This is a genomic window from Ignatzschineria rhizosphaerae, from assembly GCF_022655595.1.
GTDB lineage: Bacteria > Pseudomonadota > Gammaproteobacteria > Cardiobacteriales > Wohlfahrtiimonadaceae > Ignatzschineria > Ignatzschineria rhizosphaerae.
Genome location: NZ_CP093379.1, coordinates 2557238 through 2580000 on the forward strand (window position 1 = coordinate 2557238; position 22763 = coordinate 2580000).

General features: G+C 39.9%; 22 protein-coding genes (1 of these 22 cut by a window edge). 17 read left to right on the forward strand and 5 right to left on the reverse strand.

Annotation, left to right across the window (positions count from 1 at the left end; genetic code table 11):
- Nucleotides 1–139: 139 nt before the first annotated feature.
- The 3 genes from MMG00_RS11545 to MMG00_RS11555 are packed head-to-tail and all read right to left on the reverse strand — an operon-like array spanning nucleotide 140 to nucleotide 3642.
- Complete coding sequence (locus MMG00_RS11545; RefSeq protein WP_242148478.1) at nucleotides 140–2158, reverse strand: TRAP transporter permease; 2019 nt, start codon at nucleotides 2156–2158, stop codon at nucleotides 140–142.
- A complete protein-coding gene (locus tag MMG00_RS11550) occupies nucleotides 2148–2663 on the reverse strand; it encodes a DUF1850 domain-containing protein (protein ID WP_242148480.1) in 516 nt (171 codons plus the stop codon). Before MMG00_RS11550 ends, MMG00_RS11545 begins: the two co-directional genes overlap by 11 nt.
- Entirely contained in the window at nucleotides 2641–3642 is a 1002-nt protein-coding gene (locus MMG00_RS11555) for a TAXI family TRAP transporter solute-binding subunit (protein ID WP_242148482.1), read from the reverse strand. The genes MMG00_RS11550 and MMG00_RS11555 overlap by 23 nt, the downstream gene beginning before the upstream one ends.
- Nucleotides 3643–4058: 416 nt before the next feature.
- Here MMG00_RS11555 and holA point away from each other — a divergent pair, with 416 nt between their 5' ends.
- From holA to MMG00_RS11570, 3 genes are all read left to right on the forward strand, one after another.
- Nucleotides 4059–5096, forward strand: coding sequence for a DNA polymerase III subunit delta (gene holA, locus MMG00_RS11560; protein WP_242148484.1), 1038 nt, complete (start codon nucleotides 4059–4061; stop codon nucleotides 5094–5096).
- 79 nt (nucleotides 5097–5175) lie between these two features.
- A complete protein-coding gene (gene scpB, locus MMG00_RS11565; RefSeq protein ID WP_242148486.1) occupies nucleotides 5176–5754 on the forward strand; it encodes an SMC-Scp complex subunit ScpB in 579 nt (192 codons plus the stop codon).
- A 77-nt stretch (nucleotides 5755–5831) separates the two neighbouring features.
- Entirely contained in the window at nucleotides 5832–6134 is a 303-nt protein-coding gene (locus MMG00_RS11570) for a hypothetical protein (RefSeq protein WP_242148488.1), read from the forward strand.
- Between the two features lie 94 nt (nucleotides 6135–6228).
- Here the strand turns inward: MMG00_RS11570 and MMG00_RS11575 are convergent, their stop codons facing one another.
- Nucleotides 6229–6852, reverse strand: a complete 624-nt coding sequence (locus MMG00_RS11575; RefSeq protein ID WP_242148490.1) for a LysE family translocator — start codon at nucleotides 6850–6852, stop codon at nucleotides 6229–6231.
- A 149-nt stretch (nucleotides 6853–7001) separates the two neighbouring features.
- On the opposite strand from MMG00_RS11575, the gene MMG00_RS11580 reads away from it, so the two are divergent.
- The 14 genes from MMG00_RS11580 to MMG00_RS11645 all read left to right on the forward strand — a co-directional run bounded on the left by MMG00_RS11580 (nucleotide 7002) and on the right by MMG00_RS11645 (nucleotide 21609).
- Complete coding sequence (locus MMG00_RS11580; RefSeq protein ID WP_242148492.1) at nucleotides 7002–7457, forward strand: Lrp/AsnC family transcriptional regulator; 456 nt, start codon at nucleotides 7002–7004, stop codon at nucleotides 7455–7457.
- Nucleotides 7458–7560: 103 nt separating this feature from the next.
- Entirely contained in the window at nucleotides 7561–8850 is a 1290-nt protein-coding gene (locus MMG00_RS11585) for a lipoprotein-releasing ABC transporter permease subunit (protein WP_242148493.1), read from the forward strand.
- Nucleotides 8843–9538 (forward strand): lipoprotein-releasing ABC transporter ATP-binding protein LolD, encoded by a 696-nt coding sequence (gene lolD, locus MMG00_RS11590; protein ID WP_242148495.1) that lies wholly within the window; start codon nucleotides 8843–8845, stop codon nucleotides 9536–9538. Before MMG00_RS11585 ends, lolD begins: the two co-directional genes overlap by 8 nt.
- A 124-nt stretch (nucleotides 9539–9662) precedes the next feature.
- Nucleotides 9663–10334 carry a DedA family protein gene (locus MMG00_RS11595; RefSeq protein ID WP_242148497.1) on the forward strand — a complete coding sequence of 224 codons (672 nt, stop codon included), beginning with the start codon at nucleotides 9663–9665 and terminating at the stop codon, nucleotides 10332–10334.
- Nucleotides 10335–10522: 188 nt separating this feature from the next.
- Complete coding sequence (rho, locus tag MMG00_RS11600; RefSeq protein ID WP_242148500.1) at nucleotides 10523–11779, forward strand: transcription termination factor Rho; 1257 nt, start codon at nucleotides 10523–10525, stop codon at nucleotides 11777–11779.
- 152 nt (nucleotides 11780–11931) lie between these two features.
- Entirely contained in the window at nucleotides 11932–12174 is a 243-nt protein-coding gene (locus MMG00_RS11605) for a type B 50S ribosomal protein L31 (protein ID WP_242148502.1), read from the forward strand.
- Nucleotides 12175–12280: 106 nt separating this feature from the next.
- The gene (locus tag MMG00_RS11610; RefSeq protein ID WP_242148503.1) at nucleotides 12281–13312 is read left to right on the forward strand and encodes a quinone-dependent dihydroorotate dehydrogenase; all 1032 of its coding nucleotides are present in this window, start codon (nucleotides 12281–12283) and stop codon (nucleotides 13310–13312) included.
- A gap of 161 nt (nucleotides 13313–13473) precedes the next feature.
- Nucleotides 13474–14751: a citrate synthase gene (locus tag MMG00_RS11615; protein ID WP_242148504.1), complete on the forward strand. Its 1278-nt coding sequence runs from the start codon at nucleotides 13474–13476 to the stop codon at nucleotides 14749–14751.
- A 112-nt stretch (nucleotides 14752–14863) separates the two neighbouring features.
- The gene (gene eno / locus MMG00_RS11620; RefSeq protein WP_242148506.1) at nucleotides 14864–16150 is read left to right on the forward strand and encodes a phosphopyruvate hydratase; all 1287 of its coding nucleotides are present in this window, start codon (nucleotides 14864–14866) and stop codon (nucleotides 16148–16150) included.
- Nucleotides 16151–16325: 175 nt separating this feature from the next.
- Nucleotides 16326–16775 carry an SUF system Fe-S cluster assembly regulator gene (locus tag MMG00_RS11625; protein ID WP_242148508.1) on the forward strand — a complete coding sequence of 150 codons (450 nt, stop codon included), beginning with the start codon at nucleotides 16326–16328 and terminating at the stop codon, nucleotides 16773–16775.
- Between the two features lie 33 nt (nucleotides 16776–16808).
- Nucleotides 16809–18266, forward strand: coding sequence for a Fe-S cluster assembly protein SufB (gene sufB / locus MMG00_RS11630; protein WP_242148511.1), 1458 nt, complete (start codon nucleotides 16809–16811; stop codon nucleotides 18264–18266).
- A gap of 93 nt (nucleotides 18267–18359) precedes the next feature.
- Nucleotides 18360–19130: a Fe-S cluster assembly ATPase SufC gene (sufC, locus tag MMG00_RS11635; RefSeq protein ID WP_242148513.1), complete on the forward strand. Its 771-nt coding sequence runs from the start codon at nucleotides 18360–18362 to the stop codon at nucleotides 19128–19130.
- A gap of 10 nt (nucleotides 19131–19140) precedes the next feature.
- Nucleotides 19141–20223, forward strand: coding sequence for a Fe-S cluster assembly protein SufD (sufD, locus tag MMG00_RS11640; RefSeq protein WP_242148515.1), 1083 nt, complete (start codon nucleotides 19141–19143; stop codon nucleotides 20221–20223).
- A gap of 168 nt (nucleotides 20224–20391) precedes the next feature.
- On the forward strand, nucleotides 20392–21609 hold the full coding sequence (locus MMG00_RS11645; RefSeq protein WP_242148517.1) for an aminotransferase class V-fold PLP-dependent enzyme: 1218 nt from the start codon (nucleotides 20392–20394) through the stop codon (nucleotides 21607–21609).
- 684 nt (nucleotides 21610–22293) lie between these two features.
- Here MMG00_RS11645 and MMG00_RS11650 read toward each other — a convergent pair.
- Nucleotides 22294–22763, reverse strand: the 3' portion of a protein-coding gene (locus tag MMG00_RS11650) for an RNA ligase family protein (protein ID WP_242148519.1). The gene runs 166 nt beyond the window's last position; 470 of the gene's 636 nt are visible here — the last part of the coding sequence; its start codon lies off the right edge, out of view — the gene reads right to left on this strand; its stop codon occupies nucleotides 22294–22296.

Consider the following 22763-nt stretch of genomic DNA (forward strand, 5'->3'; position numbering starts at 1 on the left):
GAGAAATAACAAGGAGAGATCATCCTACAAAAGAGTAAAGTGAAATCATCGAGAAAAATAACGCCCATAAATATCAATGACCATAAAAAAAGGCTCATCAGATTGATAAGCCTTTTTCAATTTTCTAAGATCTTAAAGATTAGATCGTTGAGACTTTATTAATAAATTTTAAAGGTAGCTTTTTGACATTAATAATAACGATCGCTAATACAATAACGGAGCCAATAATATCGGTCATCGTTTCTGGAATAACCAGCATAAAGGCACCCGCCGCAAGGATGATTCGACCAATAATGCTTAGATCTCCTTTAAAGTGCCCCTCTACCGCCGCACTTAAGGCAATAATGCCGATGATTGAGGTAATGGTAATACTAATCATGTCAAATAGTGGCGGCATTGGAAACTCTGTTGCATTCATCGCAAGGCCTGTCGTATCAATCATTAGCATTGCCGGATTATAAACAAACATGAAAGGAACGATGAAACCTGCTACAGAGAGCTTCAAAGATTGCCATCCTGTTTTCATAGGATCTCCTCCTGCAATACCCGCGCCGGCAAAAGAGGCAAGGGCAACTGGTGGCGTGATATTGGCAAAAAGCCCAAAGTAGAAGACAAAAAGGTGGGCAACAATGGTAGGAATTCCAATATTGGCTAAAGCAGGGGCGGCAATGGTGGCTGTAATAATATATGCCGGAATAGAAGGTAATCCCATTCCTAGTACCATTGAGGCAATCATCGTGAGAAGTAGAGTGACTAAAAGCATCCCTTCCCCTGTCCCTGTGATAGAACCAATAAGCTCAGTTGCTGCAGATGTTAAGCTTAAAACCCCAATGACAATTCCAATAACGGCACAAGCTGCCATGACTGAAAGGGATTGTCTTGCTCCATCTTCTAATGCTTCTAAGATATTTCTAATGCTCATGCGCGTTGCTTTTCTAAACTGGCTTACAACGATTGCAATACCGATGGTATAAAAGGCGGCAAAAGCGATAGGCACATTATTACCTAAGAAATAGACTAACGCGAAAATAGGTAATAAGAGATGGCCTCGCTCTTTTAAGACCTCTTTAACCCGCGGGAGATCCGCTTTAGGAATGCCTTTAAGATTATCTTTACCCGCTCTAAAGTGAACTTGCGCAATGACACCAAGATAGTAGAGAAGTGCCGGGAAAAGTGCTGCCATTGCAATTGTTCCGTAGGAAATCCCGGTTGTTTCGGCCATGATAAAAGCGCTTGCCCCCATTATGGGCGGTAAGATTTGTCCTCCCACTGAAGCACTTGCTTCTACGGCGCCGGCAAAGTTTTTGCTATAGCCGACTTTTTTCATCATCGGAATTGTGAAAACACCGGTTCCTACAACGTTACCAACAGCTGATCCATTGATACTTCCCATAAAGCCACTGGCGACAACGGCAACCTTTGCCGGTCCCCCTTGTTTATGACCTGCAAGTGCTAATGCTAGATCGTTAAAGAGCTGCCCCATACCCGATTTATTAAGGAATGCGCCAAAGAGAATAAAGAGGAAGATGAAGGAGACGGAAGCCCCTACAGCAGAGGAGTATAACCCCTCGGTAGTAATATAGAGATGACCAAAGATATCGCCTAAGTCAAAGGGGCGGGTTTGAAGGATTCTTGGCATAAAGCTCATATCACTAAGAAATGGATAGGCTAAGAAAATCGCGGCAAGCACTGGTAAAATCATTCCCATCACACGGCGGGCAGCTTCCATCACTAAGATGATCGTCATAATAGACATGGCGATATCCATATCATTAGCCATACCGCCTCGCACTGTTGCGATAGCGTTGTACTCATTAAAGAGATAGCCTAAAGAGACAAATGAGAGGATGACTAAAATCCAATCATACCAAGCAACTTGATCTCGACGTTGTGAACGATATGCTGGATAGATTAGGAAAACTAAAGCAATTCCAACAGAGACATGCGTTGCCCGATAAAGTAGCTCCGGCATGGGATTATAAGTTGTCCATAGATGGAAGAGGGAATAAAAAATTGCAAAGCAAGAGATAAAGTAGCGAAGATATTTGCTACTAGGCGCTCTTACGATAGATTCACGATCAAATTTCTCTAAAATCTGTTCGGTATCTGCCGGTACAGCTTCTGCAATTTGATAGTGTTCATTATCATTACGACTCATGACAGTTCCTTATTAATAACCGTTGCCAAAAATTTAAAAGTTGATTGCGAATTTGTACTTCGCTAAAGTGCTCATGATTGTTGTAGATCTTCCAAAGTCGATTATCTGGAAGAATAATAGTTGAGCTAACGTCTTTATCGATGATCCAATTGATCTCTGGGATCATTTGATTCATGCGATAGTGAATCATTGAATCTTGACTCTCCAATACTTCTCCGTCATGAGGAACACCGGCACCAAAAGTTTTAAACTTTGTCTCTGTTAAGAGAAAGCCCTGATCTTGTCGCTCGTAATATTCTAACCAAGGTGTTTTATCGACCGAGTGAATCCATGACAATCCAAAATAAGGTTGTGCGATTTTGCAGTGAATTATGGAGGTCTGAATCACGGTAAAGTTTTTTGAGTAAACACTACCGATAAGGAGAAGAAGTAGGGCGATACAAAATATCAGCCCTACTATTAAGAGAGATTTTTGCGAATAATTACTTCGCAGCTTGCTCATCATAGTATTTTTTCGCGCCAGGGTGGAGCGGTGCTACTAAGCCTTTTTGAGCATTTTCAAGAGAGATACCTTTTGCTGCTTGGTGAGCATTTGAAAGGTTATCTAAGTTTTCAAAGAATGTTTTAGTGAGTTTATAGACATCATCTTCACTTAAATCTTTACGAACAACGAGCGCATTAACGATAATTGCCGTTGGTACAGCTTCTTCGTTGTTATAAGTTCCTGCCGGGATCTCTGCCGATAAGAAGTAAGATTGATCTTGTGCAATTTCATCTACCATCGGTTTTCTGATTTCAACAAGTTGTAGGTCAAAACCTTGCTCAAGCTCCATGATAGAAGCATTAGGAAGGCCACTTGTTAAAACGGCAGCATCAATTTTACCACCACGAAGCGCATCTACTGCTTCAGCAAATCCTAAATAATCAATACGAAGATCATCATAAGTAATGCCATGACCATTTAATAGGGCACGAGCATTCATCTCTGTTCCTGAGTTAAGATCTCCTACAGCGACTCGTTTACCTTTTAAATCATCCATTGTTTTAATACCGGATTTTTTAGAAGTCACGATTTGAACATAGTTAGGGTAAAGGGCTGCAACTTGAACTACATTTTCGATTTTTTCTGGAAAAGAGCCAGTGCCTTCAACCGCTTGGCTTAAGACATCACTCATCGTCAGCGCCATTTCCGCTTTGCCTTGATTGACAAGGTTAACGTTTTGAATGGATGCCCCTGTTGATTGTGACTTTGAGTTAACACCATATGTTTTAGAGTAGATTTGCCCAAGAGTTGTCCCGATAATATTATAAGGACCTGATGAGCCGCCTGTAGCAATGGTGACAAAGCGAGTTTCTAGTTGATCGGCACTAACGCTCGCATTAGTATCATTTTTATCAGTATTATTATCATCCTCACATGCCACTAACAGTGCAGATAATGCGCTAACCATTAATAGTTTTTTAAGTCCAAAAGTCTTCTTCATTGTTAATTTTTCTCCTAAGATAGATTTGTGGTGTCACTTATTATTATATTGATATACAGCATATTTGTAGCGTAAAGCCTACGGCTTGTATAGTGCTATTTTCTATAGAATATAGCATGCCATAAAAACAATAACATGCAACATGCTGGTTTTGTTATTTTATTTAATAGGTCATTACGTTTAATAAAAATCCGATATGACGATAAATATTTCTGTTGAGTCAATAAATCTATTTAAAAGGTTTTTTTGTCTTTGCGTAGGAAAAGAGGCGTAGTTCTTGAAGGCTCATTAACAGAATGATTATTCTTTACAAGAAAGATGGCGATTAAAAGGGGAAATAAGGGAAAGCGTAGACCTAGCTTTAAGAAGACGTGTATACTTAGGCTATTATTTTTTAAAGAGATTAAAGGCTAAATATGCGGTTAAATTCCTATGAAGTGATTCCTGCACTACGAAATCATGGTTCAAGAGTTGCGGCGCTATTAGTGGCGGGGGATGAGCCTTATTTATCTTTAAATCTTGCTGATCAAGCTCGAGCATTTTGCCGTGAAAATGGTTTTCAGGAGCGAGAACTCTTTGAGGTTGATGGGAAGTTTGATTGGGGAAATTTTACAAGCTCAACACAATCTTTGTCGCTCTTTTCAGAGAAAAAGATCATAGAGCTACGTTTTAATAATGTGCCCGATCGTAAAGCGCAAACAGCGCTAGAAGAGTATTTTACTAATCCCCAAGAAGATCTCTTTTTATTAATCTCAACGCCGCAATTAAAAGCCGCGCAGCAAAAAGCAAAATGGGTCACGACAATTGATCAAGCTGGAATTGTTTCGATTCTCTATCCTCCTCGTGTGCATGAGTATCCTGGTTGGATCTTTAATGAAGCGAAAATGCGTGGCTTAAAATTAGAAAAAGAGGCCGTTGATCTATTGGCGCAAAATAATGAAGGGAATCTCTTTTCGGTGATTCAAGAATTAGATTATTTAACGCTCTATTATGGGGATCAGGTGATTTCAGCAGAGGAGCTTCGTAGTGCTTTAACGCAAAGCTCAAAATTTATCGCCTTTGATTTAAGTGATGCCATTTTAGAAGGAGATATTCTACGCATTAACCGTATTATTACGGCATTTGAAGAGGAAGGAGAAGCGGCTACATTAGTCAATTATCTACTGCAAAAAGAGATCTCAACACTAGGTGAGATGTTATTAGAGCTTAGTAATGGCAAGAATATGCAGCAAGTTCTCTCAAAAGTATGGCGTAATAAGCAACCCCTTTATCAGCAAGCGCTCTCTCGATTAAATCTACGAACTTGGAAAAATGTGATGAAGATGGTGGTACAGATTGATGGCGCGATTAAAGGACAGATTCGAGAAAACCCATGGAATGCTATTCGTCGTGTTGCATTTGCGCTATCTGGTCAAAGGCTGCTCTCCTTAAGTGCGATTCCTGTTGTAAAATAGGCGATGAATATTTCATAGATAAGGGTCTTCGTGATCCAAACGATATACTTTAGACGAGATAGAGAGTAGCAATCTGTTGATGAATACGCCTGAACATGAATTAAAAGTTTTATTAGAAGCGATCTTAATGGCCTCTGAAATGCCATTATCTTTGCGTGAGATCTTAACTATTTTAGAAGGGGAATCTTACGCTGAGAGCGATATTATTCGGGCGCTTTTTGAGTTAGAAACTCAGTATCGAGAAGCCGCTGGTGGTATTGAATTAGTAGAAGTGGCTTCTGGTTGGCGTTTTCAAGTGCCGGAGCGTTTCTCTGCTTGGGTCGGCAAACTCTTTGAAGCAAGACAACAACGTTATAGTGCAGCTTTTTTTGAAACATTAGCATTAATTGCTTATCAGCAGCCGGTGACAAGAGGCGATATTGAAGCTGTTCGCGGCGTTGCGGTGAGTAGTAATATTATTAAGACGCTAGAAGATCGTGAATGGATTAAGGTTGTTGGGCGTAAAGAAGTGCCGGGTAGACCGATGCTCTATGCGACAACAGAGCAATTTTTAGATGATTTAAATTTAAAATCTTTAAAAGAATTACCACCTTTACCAGAGCTTGAAGCACTATTTAGTGAAGTGACGGAGAGTGACGAATCTGCTTTGGTGATTTAAGCCAAGTTAAGAGATCCCAGATATTCTTTATTCCAAAGATAGAAGCTATAGATTGTAGATAAGAGGAGATATTAGAGATGACAAAGGCGAATATTTTATTATCACTCTTATCATTTGTATTATTGCTCCTTTTAATTGCTTCTGCCTCAATGACGATAGGGGTAATGGTGGCGACCTCTTTGAAAGAAGATCCAAAATCATATGCCATTCCTTCCTATATCGTACGAGCCTCTAGATTAAATCTAGATCACGAAGCACAAACGGAATTAATGTCCTGTATGGAACGGGCAAAAGTCCTGCATATGTCAGAAGCAATCGCAAAATGTTTAGATCGTTATGATGATAAAGGTGCAGATAACGAAGTACCTGCACCTTTATAGATAGTGGGATTTAAAAGCGGTGAAGATCATCGTGATAAGTCAGATTAAGAGTTATTAAAACCTATTTAAACCTATTAACATCCATTAAATGGCATCAAAAATAATCTCTAATCTGTCCAAAAATCAGAATTCCGGCGATCACAACCATTAAAATGCCGGAAACACGGCTAATTATTTCAGCGGCTAAAGGCCTTGTTTGTAATACGGTTTGTGAGCCATATCCTACGAGTGAGTAGACGATAAAGCTACTAAAAATATGGATTAACCCTAAGAGAATGAGTTGAATCGAGAGATCCCAAGAAGAGTTAGGATCGGTAAATTGAGGTAAAAGCGCTAAGAAGAGCAATAAGACTTTAGGGTTTAAGCCGCTGACAAAAAATCCTTTGATGGCCCAGCTTTTAGAAGAGCTGATATCAGTCATTGCTGCACTACTGGGGCGAGAAGGTGAGCGAACTAATCCAATTCCTAGCCAAAGAAGGTAAGCCGCACCAAACATAGTAATCGAGAGCATAATCATCGGGTTTTTCGCAAGAATCGCACCGATTCCAAGAGCAACAATAATGGTTGCAAGAAAATGGCCCATTAGCATGCCTGAAACGGCAGGGAGTACCACTTTGCCACGAATCCCCGCGGAGATCGCATATGCCCAATCTGCACCGGGGGTCATGACAAAGAGAAATGATACTGTCCAAAATGTTAATAAAACGCCGAAATCCATCTCAATAAACTCACTTTTCCTAAATAACTATTAAAAATTAGAATAATCTTCTATTAGAAGTGTTAACGTTAGAAATAATAGCGTTTCTTAGGGAGGATTTTCTTCCAAAGTTGCTTCAATTTATATGAATTATGAGTGGAATCTTCTATATGGACATCATTGATAAAAAAATTCTTTCATCCCTTCAAAAAGCGGGAAGAATGTCGATTACCGATCTGGCAAATGAGGTTGGTTTAAGTCTCTCTCCTTGTCATAGACGCGTCAAGCAACTAGAGGATTCAGGTGCCATAAAGGGATATACGGCGCAGCTTGATCCTTGTAAAATTGGTCTACAATTTTCCGCTATTGTTTTTATTCAATTAAAGACAGGGGATAATGATTCCATTGAAAAGTTAGAAAATGCCCTTATTGATATTCCTGAAATCGTCCAAGCACAAAGATTGTTTGGGGATCCTGATTATATGCTTCATGTTGTTGCTAAGAGTCTTGAAGATTTTCAAAAATTATATGATGGTAAGCTCTCAAAGATCCCCAGTATTTTACGTTTAACCTCGACGATTGTGATGAAGAATATTATTGCTGAGCGAAATTTCCCGATCTGGTAGGAAGAGATGTTTATCGCTTTATAGGAATATTCATAGAAAAACCTTAATAACTTCTTTGATTCCTTTATACTAACCCTCTTACTTAGCTATAGAATGAGTGATTATGTTTAGACCTTTACCGCTATTTATCGGCTTACGTTATACCGCTGCTAAACGGAAGAATAACTTTATCTCTTTTATCTCATTTGTCTCAATTGGGGGAATTGCACTGGGTGTGATGACCATGATTGTTGTGCTCTCTGTGATGAATGGTTTTCAAAAAGAGGTGGCAGAGCGAAGTATTGCCATGGCTTTTCATAATCAGATTTTAAGTGAAGAGAAAGGATATATTGAAGATTGGCAGACATTAATGACTGTTTCCGATCAACAAGAAAATGTTATTGGTAGTGCGCCTTTTATTGAAGGGCAAGGGCTCATTAATTCATCCGGAACGATGTTGCCGGTGAAGGTCTATGGGATTGATCCTGTTTATGAACCTAAAGTCTCTCCTATTGCAGAAAGTATTACGATTTGGAATGAAGAGAAGGGGCAATATGAAGCCGGCACTTTTGAGGTGCTCAATGAAGCGCCTTTTAGTGTGATGATTAGCCGTGATATGGCAAATCGCTTGGGACTTAATGTGGGCGATTATATCTCTGTGATTACATCCGATATTAATGTGACGGTTGCCGGCGTTGCGCCGCGCATGAAGCGCTTAAAAATTGCAGGGCTCTTTAGAGCCGGCGTTTATGAGTATGATATTAGTAATGTCTTTATGAATATTAAGGATGCCGGTATTCTCTACCGCGTCCCTAAAGATGCCGTCACGGGGGTTCGTTTAAAATTAGAGGATCCGATGAAAGCGCGTGAAACTGCTTATTATTTGCAGGTAAAACCGGAGATAGTGGATAATTATGGCGTTTATACTTGGGTGAATCAGTTTGCCGCACTCTTTAAAATGATTGAGATTGAAAAGATCTCCATGTTCTTAATTATGAGCTTAATCGTCGCAGTTGCCGTATTTAATGTGGTTTCAATGTTAGTGATGGTTGTCACAGAAAAACAATCGGAGATCGCAATTTTAAGGACTTTGGGAATGCCGCCTCGTAAAATTATGGCAATCTTTATGGTGCAAGGAACATTTATTGGCTTTTTTGGCGCAGCAATTGGGATTATCTTAGGCTTATTGATCGCCTTTAATGTGGCAGATATTGTGAAATGGATTGAAGGATTAGTGGGGAAAACACTCTTTGAGCCAAGCATTTATCCTATTTCCGAAATTCCATCGATAGTGCTTTTTTCAGATGTGGCTACGATCTCTGGTATTGCCTTTATTTTAGCGAGCTTAGCAACGCTTTATCCTGCATGGAAAGCATCTAGAACCCAACCTGCGGAGGCGCTGCGTTATGAGTAATATTGTCTTAGATGTCCAAAACATCTCTAAATCTTTTATTGATCAAAAACATGAGATTACGATCTTTAAAGATTTAAGCTTCCAAATAAAAAAAGGGGATCGTATTGCGATTGTAGGGGCATCAGGTGCCGGCAAGAGTACTTTAATGCATGTGATTTCAGGGTTAGATAAGCCAACAAGTGGCGATATCTACTTAAACGGGCATCATTTTAATAAAGAGTCTGAGGCAAAAAGGGGTTATCTTCGTAATGAGTACTTGGGCTTTATCTATCAGTTTCATCATCTATTGCCGGAGTTTTCCGCGCTTGATAATGTGGCGCTCCCTTTAGTTATTGGCGGCGGAGATATTCGAGAAGCGCGTGCTGAGGCGGAGCTATTATTAGGTCGGGTCGGTTTATCACATCGTTTAACGCATCATCCTGGGAAGCTTTCAGGCGGGGAGCGCCAGCGAGTTGCGATTGCAAGAGCCCTTGTCACAAAGCCATCGGCAGTATTAGCTGATGAGCCAACAGGAAACTTAGATGAAGAGAATGCACACGCAATTTTTGATTTAATGTGTGAGATTAATGATGAAGTAGGAACCTCATTAATTGTTGTAACGCACGATAACTCCCTTGCTCGCAAGATGGATCAATGCTGGCGTTTACAAGATTTAAAATTAACGCATCTTGAGCGCTCTGACATTTAGCGCATCTTTAGACATAATCATGGTGTAATAGCCATATCATTTAAATATATAAATATGGTAGAGTCACCAACCTTCATTAATAAGTGAGGCTGTGGTTGGTGAGACTCTATTTTAGAGGTAACAGATGGATTGGTTGATGCAGATTGTTGATATTTTTTTGCATATTGATGATTACTTAGAGATCATCGTTGCACAATATGGTGCTTGGATCTATGCGATATTAATATTAATAGTCTTTTGTGAAACAGGATTAGTTGTCACGCCATTTTTACCCGGTGATTCTCTTCTTTTTGCCGCAGGAGCGCTTGCTGCAATGGGATTAATGAATATCTGGTTGCTCTTTTTTAGTCTGTTAATTGCCGCGATTATTGGAGATGCGGTAAATTACCAAATTGGAAAACATTTAGGGATTAAACCTTTTAAAGAGGATGCAAAAATCTTTAAATTGAAGTATCTTCAAAAGACAGAAGAATTTTATGAGCGTCATGGTGGTAAGACAATTATTTTGGCGCGTTTTATCCCCATCGTTCGTACCTTCGCACCATTTGTCGCCGGAGCAAGTTTAATGTGCTATCGCCGCTTTGGTTTTTATAATGTGACAGGTGCGCTACTTTGGACGGCAAGTATGCTTGGGGCGGGTTTCTTTTTTGGAACAACGCCGATAGTGCAGGAGAATTTTTCTTTAATTGTTCTTGGGATTGTTTTTGTCTCCGCATTGCCAGTTGGCATTGAGATTTTGAAAGCAATAATTGCAAAATATCGAAATAAAGTTGCACAAGCGAAAGATAAAGAATAAACTTTTGCTAATCTGAGTCTATCTTCCATTTCTATTTTTTATGTAAGCCCAAAGGTTAACAAGACGTAAACAAGACGGCTTTTTAGGGAAATGCGGGGGCGAAAAGCCCGAATATCCACGAATTACATCATCTTTTACATTCTAAACATGTTTAGAAAACTTTCTTATACTTTTAATAAAATCAATCTATGAATCTAACAGAATTAAAACAGAAAACTGCTCAAGAGTTAGTTGTTATTGCAGAAGAACTCAATATTCAGGGTTTAATGCGCGCTAAAAAACATGAGCTTATCTTTGCGATTTTACAAGAACAAGCTGATAAAGGTGGCGAAGTCATTGGCGATGGCGTTCTTGAAGTTCTTAATGATGGCTACGGCTTTTTACGCGGTGTAGATAGCTCCTTCTTAGCAGGACCTGATGATGTTTATATCAGCCCATCTCAGATCAGACGTTTTAATCTTCGCACAGGAGATACCGTTTCAGGTGTGATTCGGGCTCCTAAAGATAATGAAAAATATTTTGCGTTAGTGAAGATTAATGAAGTGAACTACGAGCCGATTGGTAAAAATCGCCGTAAAATTGCTTTTGAAAACTTAACGCCTATCCACCCAAATGAGCCATTAAAAATGGAGCTTGGAAATGGATCAAGTGAAGATATCACAGCAAGAATGATTGATATCGTCGCGCCGATTGGTAAAGGGCAACGTAGTATGATTGTGGCGCCGCCAAAAGCGGGTAAAACGATTATGATGCAAAATATCGCACAATCAATTGCGATTAATCATCCTGAAGCTTATCTTATCGTTCTTTTAATTGATGAGCGCCCTGAAGAGGTGACAGAGATGCAGCGCCTTGTAAAAGGGGATGTGGTTGCTTCAACCTTTGATGAACCTGCGCTTCGTCACGTACAAGTTGCCGAGATGGTGATTGAAAAAGCTCGCCGTTTAGTGGAGCATGGCCGTGATGTTGTGATTCTTCTTGACTCAATGACGCGTTTAGCGCGTGCTTATAACACTGTCGTGCCATCTTCGGGTAAAGTGCTCTCTGGTGGGGTTGATGCCAATGCGCTTCACCGCCCAAAACGTTTCTTTGGTGCGGCGCGTAATATTGAAAATGGCGGAAGCTTAACGATTATTGCAACAGCCATGGTTGATACGGGCTCGAAAATGGATGAAGTGATCTTTGAAGAGTTTAAGGGAACGGGTAACTCTGAGATCCAATTAGATCGCCGTATTGCGGAAAAACGTATTTTCCCAGCAATCAACGTGAATAAATCAGGAACGCGTCGTGAAGAGTTATTGATGAATCCTGAAGAATTACAAAAAATGTGGATTTTACGTAAGTTAATTCACCCAATGGATGAAATTGAGGCTGCTGAGTTTGTGCTTGATCGCATGCGCGAAACGAAGACAAATGCAGAATTCTTCCAAATGATGAAAGGTTAAGAAATTAAAGGGCTGCTGAAAAATTTGCAAAGAATGGGGGTTTGCAGTAAAATCCCCATCTTGATTATTTTTTAATGCAGACCACTTTTGATTGACGAATCTTAAGAGCATTGAGAGATAGGCCAATAACATTAATTAATGGATAAATTATTATGTCAAAAGAAAACCAAATCAATTATCGCCCAGTTGTGTTCCAAGACGCATCGAGCGATTTCGCAATTTTAACTCGTTCAACAATCGCAACTAAAGACACAATCAAATGGGAAGATGGTAATGAGTACCCATTAGTGCGTATGGAAGTTACTTCTGCATCACACCCATTCTTCACAGGTCAACAAAATATTCTTGACGCTGAAGGTCGTGTTGATCGCTTCCGTAAAAAATACGGTCGTTAATTTTCGTGAACGAAGCAATTGGTATTTAAAAGAAAAGCATCTCTATCTGAGATGCTTTTTTTTTGAAAATTATTTTCTACGTCTCTCTTATTGGGAATAAATTTTCATGTTAAAAAATATTATTCAAAAAATTTTGTTTAAGATCGATCCTGAAAAATCTCATGAGCTCTCATTTACCGGTATTCGTTTATTGAGTAAACTCCCTTTTTTACAAAAGCGGTTGATTGATCCTGATAATATTTTAGAAGATCCAAGACTTGCGCGAGAGGTCTTTGGACTCAAGTTTAAGCATCCTGTGGGATTAGCTGCGGGCTTTGATAAGGATGCAAAGCTTTATAAAGAGCTTGGGCAGTTAGGTTTCTCTTTTGTGGAAATCGGGACAGTGACGCCAAAGGGGCAATCTGGAAATCCCCGAAAACGCTTATTTAGATTAGTGGAAGATTTTGCCATTATTAATCGAATGGGATTTAATAATGATGGCGTTGAAGCGGCAAAAATACGCTTACTCAAACGAGAGAAAGGTTTAATTATTGGCGGTAATATTGGGAAGAATAAAATTACGCCTAACGATAAAGCGGTAGAAGATTATCTCGCCTGTTTTGAAGCACTTTTTGAGGTGGTTGATTATTTTGTCGTCAATGTCAGTTCGCCTAATACTCCAAATTTACGAGATCTCCAAGAGAAAGCCCCACTTTTAGCACTTCTTAAATCTTTACAAGCACAAAACCTGCAACATGAGAATCCTAAGCCTATTTTACTTAAAATAGCGCCAGATTTATCTGAGTCCCAATTAAAAGAGATTGTTGAAATTATTGATGAATCTCATATCGCCGGCATTATTGCGACAAATACAACCATTCAAAGAGAGGGATTAAAGTCTCAAGATCGTGATGAAATGGGGGGATTGAGCGGTGCACCCTTAACAAAAAGATCATTAGAGGTTGTGCGTTTTTTAGCAAAAGAGAGTGGGGGAAGATTCCCTATTATAGGGGTTGGTGGAATTATGAGCACAAAAGATGCTTTAGATCAGCTCGATGCTGGCGCTTCTCTGGTGCAATTATATAGCGGATTTATTTATGAAGGGCCTCAGTTAATAGAAGAAATTAACAGGGCGCTATTAACGCGATTAGAAAATTGAATCACCTAGTAACCTTAAAGCCTATTTTAAATTGGCATTTAATGTACTAAGATGGACGGATCACATTATTTATCTCAAGTTTGAGTTTTTTTATTAAATGGCTAATGTAGAGCATCTTTTGAAAGAAAGGATGTGTAAGCAGACAGCTGGAGGAAAGAAGTATGAGTACAAAAGATACTGTTACCTTTAAAAATAATAGAACCGGTCATGAAGCTGAGTTTCCAATCTTGGATTCAGTTTACGGTAACTCTGTTATTGATATCGCAAGACTAAACAGCGACATGTCGATGTTCAGCTATGACCCAGGTTATGTATCAACGGCGAGCTGTGAAAGTGCAATCACTTACCTAGATGGTGATAAAGGTGAATTGCTCTATCGTGGTTATCCTATTGAGCAACTTGCTGAGAAGAAAGATTACCTTGATGTTGCTTATCTTCTTTGGAATGGTGAGCTTCCTGATGCAGGACAATCAAAAGAGTTCAAAGAGATCATCATGACGCATTCATTAATGCATGAAAACATGAAGAGCTTCCTTCAAGGTTTCCGTTATGACTCTCATCCAATGGCGATGTTAGTAGGATCAGTTGCATCGATGGCAGGTTTCTACCACGACAAGATGAATATTTTTGATCCAGAGCACCGCATGATTATCGCGCATCGTTTAATTTCAAAAATGCCAACGATTGCGGCAGCTGCTTATAAGCATGGTCAAGGTCAACCAATCCGTTACCCACGCAATGATCATTCATACGCTGGTAACTTCTTACAAATGATGTTCTCAACACCATGTGCGGATTACGAAGTAGATCCGGTTGCTGAAAAAGCGATTGATGTTCTCTTCACACTTCACGCAGACCATGAGCAAAACGCATCAACATCAACTGTGCGTTTAGCAGGTTCATCAGGCGCTGATCCATTTACAGCAATTGCTTCAGGTATCGCATCACTTTGGGGACCATCACACGGTGGTGCTAACGAAGCTGTGCTTGTAATGCTTGAAGAGATCGGTCATGTAAGCAATATCGAGAAATTTGTTGCAAAAGCAAAAGACAAAAATGATCCATTCCGCTTAATGGGCTTTGGTCACCGTGTTTACAAGAACTTTGACCCACGTGCACGTATCATTAAAGGTATTGCTGACCAAGTTCTTGCGAAATATGGTAACGATCCATTAATGGAGATTGCGGTGAAACTTGAAGAGATTGCACTTAAAGATGAATACTTCATCGAGCGTAAACTCTATCCAAACGTCGACTTCTACTCAGGTATTATCTATAAAGCATTAGGTATTCCTGTTGAGATGTTCACGCCAATGTTTGCAATTGCCCGTACAAGTGGATGGATTAGCCATTGGGCAGAGATGATTGCAGATCCTAAGATGAAGATTGGTCGTCCACGTCAACGTTATATCGGACCAAAAATTCGCGATATTAAGTAAATAGATTGATCCTCAAAGTTGATCTTTGAGTCATTCCGATAAATAATAGGGAGGTGTAGCTACTTTGTAGTTACACCTTCTGCATTTTTATAACATCTATTTGGAGAAATTTATGTCTGCAATTAAATCGATCATTGCACGAGAAATTTTGGATTCACGCGGGAACCCAACTGTTTGGGTACAAGTGGCTTTAGAGTCAGGTATCAAAGGCGAAGCAGCTGTACCAAGTGGTGCTTCAACAGGGGCAAAAGAAGCTGTTGAACTTCGTGATGGCGATAAAAAACGTTATGGCGGTAAAGGTGTTTTACGTGCATGTGAAAACGTGAATGGCACAATTGCAAAGGCGCTCGTTGGTGTTGATGCTACTAATCAAAAAAATGTAGATGACATTTTATTAAAATTAGATGGTACAGATAACAAATCTAACTTAGGTGCTAACGCACTTTTAGGTGTTTCTTTAGCAGTAGCACATGCAGCAGCTAACGAGAAAGGTTTACCACTTTATGCCTATCTTGCAGATCGTGAGACTTATACACTTCCTGTACCGATGATGAATATTGTTAATGGTGGTGCTCATGCTGATAACTCTGTAGACGTACAAGAGTTTATGATCCTTCCTGTGGGTGCTTCATCATTTGCAGAAGCTATTCGTTATGGTGCGGAGATCTTCCATGAGCTTCGTAGCGTGTTAACCGAGAAAGGTTTAGCAACAGGTGTGGGTGATGAGGGTGGTTTTGCACCAAACTTAGGTTCTAACGAAGAAGCGCTAGAAGTGATCATGACCGCAATTAAACGTGCCGGTTTTGAGCCTGGTAAAGATGTATTCTTAGGTCTTGATATTGCGGCATCTGAGTTCTTTAAAGATGGGAAGTATGTTTTAGCATCAGAAAACAAAGAATTTACATCAGAAGAGTTTGCCGCATTCTTAGAAGATTGGGTCAACCGTTATCCTATTATCACGATCGAAGATGGTATGGATGAAGAAGATTGGGCAGGTTGGGATGCGTTGACAAAACGTATCGGTGATCGTGTACAAATCGTGGGTGATGACTTATTTGTAACGAATACAAAAATCCTACAAAGAGGGATTGATGAGGGAATTGCAAACTCTATCTTAATTAAGCCAAACCAAATCGGAACGCTTACAGAGACAATCGATGCCATCAATATGGCAGATAAAGCCAATTATACGGCAGTTGTTTCTCATCGCTCTGGTGAAACAGAAGATACAACGATTGCAGATATCGCCGCCGCTTCTGTTGCAACACAGATTAAAACAGGATCACTTTGCCGCTCAGACCGTGTTGCAAAGTATAACCGTTTAATTTGTATCGAAGCAGAGCTTGGTGATAAAGCTGTATACGCTGGTAAGAATGGTTTTAAAGCGGTGAAATTTTAAGTAACCCTCTAAAATAAGTTATAATAGGCGCTTAAAAATTTCGTGAAAAAAGTGAACAACGATTTTTATGAAATTGTCATTAAGCGCCTAAATTGCAGTAATTGCCAAAACAAATTTGAATTAGGACTAATATAGTACTATATTAGTCCTATATTTATTTTAGAGAGTTTTAACATTGAGAATTACCCGAGAAACAGATTATGCCCTTCTAGTCCTGACGAAGCTTGCTTCAAAGGAAGAGAGAATGAGTGCCTCAACATTAGCTGAGATCTGTGATTTGAACGTTTCTTTAGTGGGAAAAGTATTAAAGCTACTGGTGAAAGCGGAGCTTTTAACTTCCACACGAGGTGTTTATGGTGGGTATCAATTACAAAAAGCCCCTGAAGAGATCACCCTTGTTGATGTGATTGTCGCAATTGAAGGTCCGATGGCAATGAATGCTTGTAATGATCTTGAAAATCCTTGTGATAAATCACATGGCTGCAATCTAGCGCCGCATTGGAAAATCATTAATCAAAAAATTTATGAGAGTTTCTCCAAAGTAACATTGCAATCTCTACTAGGCCCTCCCAATGAATTGAAGGTGGATATCCAATTATCAAAGCCTTTAGCAAAGCCTCTATAAAACCCATTTTAGTAATTATAAGAATGATTGATTATGACAGCAGAAATCACAGAAAAAGATAGAATTGAAGCGCTCACCAGTGAAGAGTATAAGTATGGCTTCACGACTGATATCGAGCAAGAAACCCTCCCGCCAGGACTTGACGAAGATGTGGTTCGTCAGATCTCAAAAATCAAAAATGAGCCAGAATGGTTATTAGAATATCGCTTAACCGCATATCGCGCATGGCTTGAGATGGAGTCTCCTGACTGGGCGCATTTAAATATTGAGCCAATGGATTATCAAGCGATCTCCTATTACTCCGCGCCAAAATCAATGGCAGATGGTCCTAAGAGTTTAGATGAAGTAGATCCTGAGCTTCTCTACACTTATGAGCGTTTAGGAATCCCGCTTGAAGAACAAAAAATTCTAGCAGGTGTTGCGGTAGATGCTGTATTTGACTCAGTCTCTGTGGCAACAAGCTATAAAGGTCGTCTACTTGAGCAAGGCATTATCTTCTGCTCATTTAGTGAAGCAGTTCAAGAATATCCAGAGCTTGTCAAAGAGTATTTAGGAACCGTGGTTCCTCATGATGATAACTACTTTGCAGCGCTCAATGCGGCAGTATTTACAGATGGTTCATTTGTCTATATTCCTAAAGGCAAACGTTGCCCAATGGAGCTATCAACATATTTCCGTATTAATGCCTCCAATACAGGACAGTTCGAGCGTACATTAATTATTGCAGATGAAGGAAGCTATGTTTCATATCTCGAAGGCTGTACTGCGCCGCAGCGTGATGAGAATCAGCTTCATGCAGCTGTTGTTGAATTAGTGGCAAAAGAGAAAGCAACGATTAAATATTCCACAGTCCAAAACTGGTACCCAGGTGATGAAAATGGCGAGGGTGGTATTTATAACTTCGTAACTAAGCGTGGTATTTGTGATGGGTTCCAATCAAAAATCACTTGGACACAAGTGGAAACTGGCTCATCCATTACTTGGAAGTATCCAAGCTGTATCTTAAAGGGCGATGAATCTGTGGGCGAGTTCTACTCAGTAGCGCTCGTTAAAGATCGCCAGCAAGCAGATACAGGTACTAAAATGATTCACATTGGTAAGAATACGCGCTCAACGATTATCTCTAAAGGGATTTCCGCAGGGTATTCAGAAAACTCTTATCGTGGACTTGTTCGTATCGGACCAAATGCAACAGGATCACACAACTACTCACAATGTGATTCCCTCTTAATGGGCGATAAGTGTGGTGCACATACATTCCCTTATATTGATGTTCGTAACTCAAGTTCTAAAGTTGAGCATGAAGCATCAACTTCTAAGATCTCAGAAGAACAACTTTTTTACTGTCAGCAACGTGGTCTATCGGAAGAAGATGCCATTAACCTGATTGTTAATGGTTACTGTAAAGAGATCTTCGATGAGTTACCGATGGAGTTTGCCGTAGAAGCACAGAAGTTAATTGAACTTCGCCTTGAGGGTAGTGTGGGCTAATCGAGCTTGCTGAAATAGAGTTAGTGAAGCTTAGATGAGATTGATAGCAGCTTCACGCAGATAGAATGACAACAGTTAAATGAGAGTAGAAATATGTTAAGTATTAAAGATTTGCACGTAGAAATTGATGGCACTGAAATCCTTAAAGGTGTGACGTTAGATATCGAAGCGGGAAAAGTTCACGCAATCATGGGACCAAATGGTTCTGGTAAAAGTACCCTTGCGAATGTGATTGTTGGTAAAGATGATTATGAGATCACGAAAGGCGATATCTTATTTGAAGGTAAGAGCGTTTTAGAGATGGATCCTGATGAGCGTGCGCAATTAGGTATCTTCCTTGGTTTTCAATATCCGGCAGAATTACCAGGGGTGAATAACCATTACTTCTTACGTAGCGCATTAAATGCGATCCTTCGTTCACGTGGTGAGCAAGAAGTCGATGCGCTTGAGTTCTATGAGATGCTTCAAGAGAAGATGAAAACAGTAAAAATGGATTCATCATTCTTAAAACGTTCTGTAAACACAGGTTTCTCCGGTGGTGAGAAAAAACGTAATGAAATTTTACAGATGTTAGTGCTTGAGCCAAAATTTGCAGTGTTAGATGAAACAGACTCCGGTCTTGATATCGACGCACTTCGCGTTATTTCAGAAGGAATTAACTCTCTTCGTAGTGAAAATCGTGGTTTTCTCTTAATTACGCACTATCAGCGTCTATTAGATTATGTCCAACCTGATTATGTTCATGTTATGACAGATGGCAAAATCGTGAAAAGTGGTGGTAAAGAGTTAGCACTTGAACTCGAAAAAGATGGTTATGTGGCATTCCGTGGAGAAGAAGCGGGCGGCACACGTACTCATAAATAAGGAGATTTCAATGTTAACAATTTATAAAGAGAACGCGAGTCGTGAGCGTTTTAAAGATACGCCATTTCGTAAGCTATTTTCTGTAGAGTGGAGTGCGCCTGTTTCACGTGAAACTTCTGCGCCAGTTAATGAAACATTGCCAGAAAATGCGGTGATTCTACCAATCTACAATGGTGAAGTAAGTGCCCGCTGGGTGAGTGATTTAACGCTGCCAGAAGGCGTATTGGTTAGAGGGTCTAGCAATCTTTTAGAGATCCGCATCGTGGAAGGCGCAAAGGTTGAGCGTCCTATCGTGATCTATAACTTAACAGATAGCCAAGATAAAGCGATTCAGATTGATTTTGATATTGTCTTAACGGTAGAAAAAAATGCCGAGAGCTCAATTCTTTTAGTGGAAGCGGGAAATGGACAATATTTAAATCTTGGTCGTATGAATGTTGATATCGCTGAAGGTGCGGATGTTCAATTTATCCGCGCCGGTTTAAACGATGATAAAGGCTCAAGTCTTTTCAACTTCACAGCAGAGCAAGCGAAAGAGAGTAAGGTTCACTATATGAGTTATCAAACGCGTGGCGATTTAACGCGTTCAGATATTAATCTTCATATGAATGGTGAAGATGCTTATTCAGAACTGAATATCTTAAATATTGCAGAAGGTCGTGAGCATATTTCGCATATCGTGAATATGGATCACCGTGTACCAAACTGTGAGAGTAATCAGCAAGTTAAAAACATCCTCAAAGATCGCGCAGAATCAATTTTTGATGCGCAGATCCATGTATATCAAGATGCACAGAAGATCAATGCCGATCAGATGACACGTTCGCTTATCTTAAATGATGGTGCAAGAGCGTTAACGATTCCCCGACTTTTAATCTACGCTGATGACGTTCGTTGTACCCATGGGGCAACGGTGGGTTTTATTGAGCCTGAGCACATGTTCTATCTTCGTTCACGTGGGATTCCTGAAGCTGAAGCGAAAACGATTTTAATTCGTGCATATGCAGCAGAAGTTTTAGAAACGATTAGCAATGAATCGATTCGTGAATGGTTGCAGCATCGTTTAGATCAAGATATCGAAACCCTCGCATAATTAAAATAGGCTCGATGTAAGTCGAGCTTTAAGGCAGGTATATCGCTGTAAGATCTGTTGGTGAAGCATTACTAACAAGGCAGAGATATACCTGTTTTAGGTTAATTACTTTTCTCACCATCTTATTTTCATGATTGATCTATTCATGAGTTTTTATAGAGGCCTTGTATGATTGCATTACCTAAAATTCGTCAACAGTTTCCAATTTTTAATGAAGAAGTCAAAGGGCATCGTGTTGCATTCTTAGACACCGGTGCATCAGCGCAGAAACCACAGGTTGTGATTGATGCTGAGAAAAATGTATATGAGAAGTATTATGCTAATATTCACCGTGGTGTTTATTACTTTAGTGAAAAGTCTACGCAGGAGTATGAAGCGGTACGTGAAATAGCGCAGCGCTTTATTAAGGCGGCAGATACTCGTGAAATTATCTTCACAAAAGGGACGACAGAGAGTATTAACCTTGTGGCTCAAAGCTATGGGAGAATGGTTTTAAATAAAGGTGATGTGGTGATGATCTCTGAGATGGAGCATCACGCTAATATTGTGCCTTGGCAGATGATCTGTGAAGAGAAAGGTGCTGAGCTTAAAATTATTCCCATTAACGATGCCGGCGAACTTCTTTTAGATCAGTTTGAGGCTATGCTTGATGATCGGGTGAAGATTGTTTCTGTCACACAAGTTTCAAATGTACTCGGAACCATTAATGATGTGAAGCTCATTATTGATAAAGCGCATGCAGTGGGCGCAAAAGTCTTAATTGATGGTGCACAAGGCGCCGTGCATCAGCCACTTAATGTTGTGGAATTAGATGCAGACTTCTATACCTTTTCAGCGCATAAACTTTATGGGCCAACCGGTGTTGGTATTCTCTACGGAAAGCGTGAGTTATTAGAAGCAATGCCACCTTATCAAACTGGTGGGGATATGATTGATGTAGTGACTTTTGAGAAAACAACATTTGCACCGCTCCCAAATAAGTTTGAAGCAGGTACCCCTAATATTGCTGGCGTGATTGCTTTTGGTGTGGCGATGAAGTGGGTGGAAGAGATTGGCTTTGAGACGATTGTGGCACACGAAGATGCACTACTTCAATATGCGATGGAAAAACTTGCAGAGATTCCGGAAGTGCGTGTGATTGGCACGGCAAAAGAGAAGGCGGGCGTCATTTCATTTGTGGTAAAAGGTATTCATCCGCACGATATCGGTACGCTCTTAGATCATGAAGGGGTTGCAGTACGAGTTGGGCATCACTGTGCACAGCCTTTAATGAAACGCATGAAAGTGCCAGCAACAGCTAGAATGTCATTTGGTGTTTACAGTACAAGTGAAGAAATCGATCGCTTAGTTGCAGGCTTGAAAAAAATCATTTCTCTGTTTGCATAAGTTCAAATAACGACTTTAGTTGTCGTGATAAATCACCGGATATTTAAAATCCCGAAAGCATAAAGTTTTCGGGATTTTTTTATGGATGGCAACTGGCAAATCATTAGCGTTTTATAATCGATTCAATTTATAGTCGATTCGGTTCAAGAAAGACTAATTTAAAAGTAAAACACCACAACGTGTGAATCAAACAGACTTGCACGATGCCGGATAGAAGGATTCTTGCGCTTCCCATAACCAATGCGCCGGCAATCTGATTCAGTCATTTTTAAATCGATTTCACTATAAGAAACATTATTTTAAAAATAAAACAATACAGTACGTGAATCAAACTAGTTTGCACAATGCCGGATAAAACGACTTTTGTGCTTCTCATAACCGATGTGCCGGCAATCTGGTTCAGTCACTTTTTAACCGAATTTACTATAAAAATAAAACAATATAGCGTAGGTATCAAACCAACTTGTGCAATGCCTGATAGAAGGTCTATCACACTTTTTATAGCGGATATACCGGTAATTGGACTTAGTGACATTTAAACAGGTTTTACTATAAATCTATAAATTGATAAAGATAAGTTATTTCCATAATTCTCTATAACAGTATCTTTGTGGAGATTGATATAGAGGGGAAATTCAGCCTTATTGATCTTCCAGTTATAAGGTTTACATGGTAATACTTCGTCTACTCACTATCTTTTAGTGGGTAATCTTCAGCACGAAGCTTTGTGATAATCCGTGCGCCTGATCCTGTTAAGAAGTCGCCCACAGGTGTTCCGATCAATCCTTCCATAGGTGCTGTATCTCGGAATTTGGATGTCGGCTGAGTTTGGATAAAGTCGATTGCTTCTTGGAGCGTCCCTTCTAAGATTAGCGGTGTCACTTCTAAGTTTAGATTTTTAGCAATCATCTCTACCACATGGCGATCGCAATATTTTCCATCCATTGCGACAACATCAAAGAGCACAAAACCGACGCCATCAGCTTTGTATTGGCTACCACGGGGTTCTTCAATGCGTTCGCCATAACCTTCGCCAACAAGAATACAGCCAGGATAAACATGCTTGGCAATCTCTTCTTGTTCAAAGAGGGTTTCTAAATAGGCTAATAGATGTGGGGGAATTTGAGAATTGTTGTTTCGCCCTAAAATAGTCA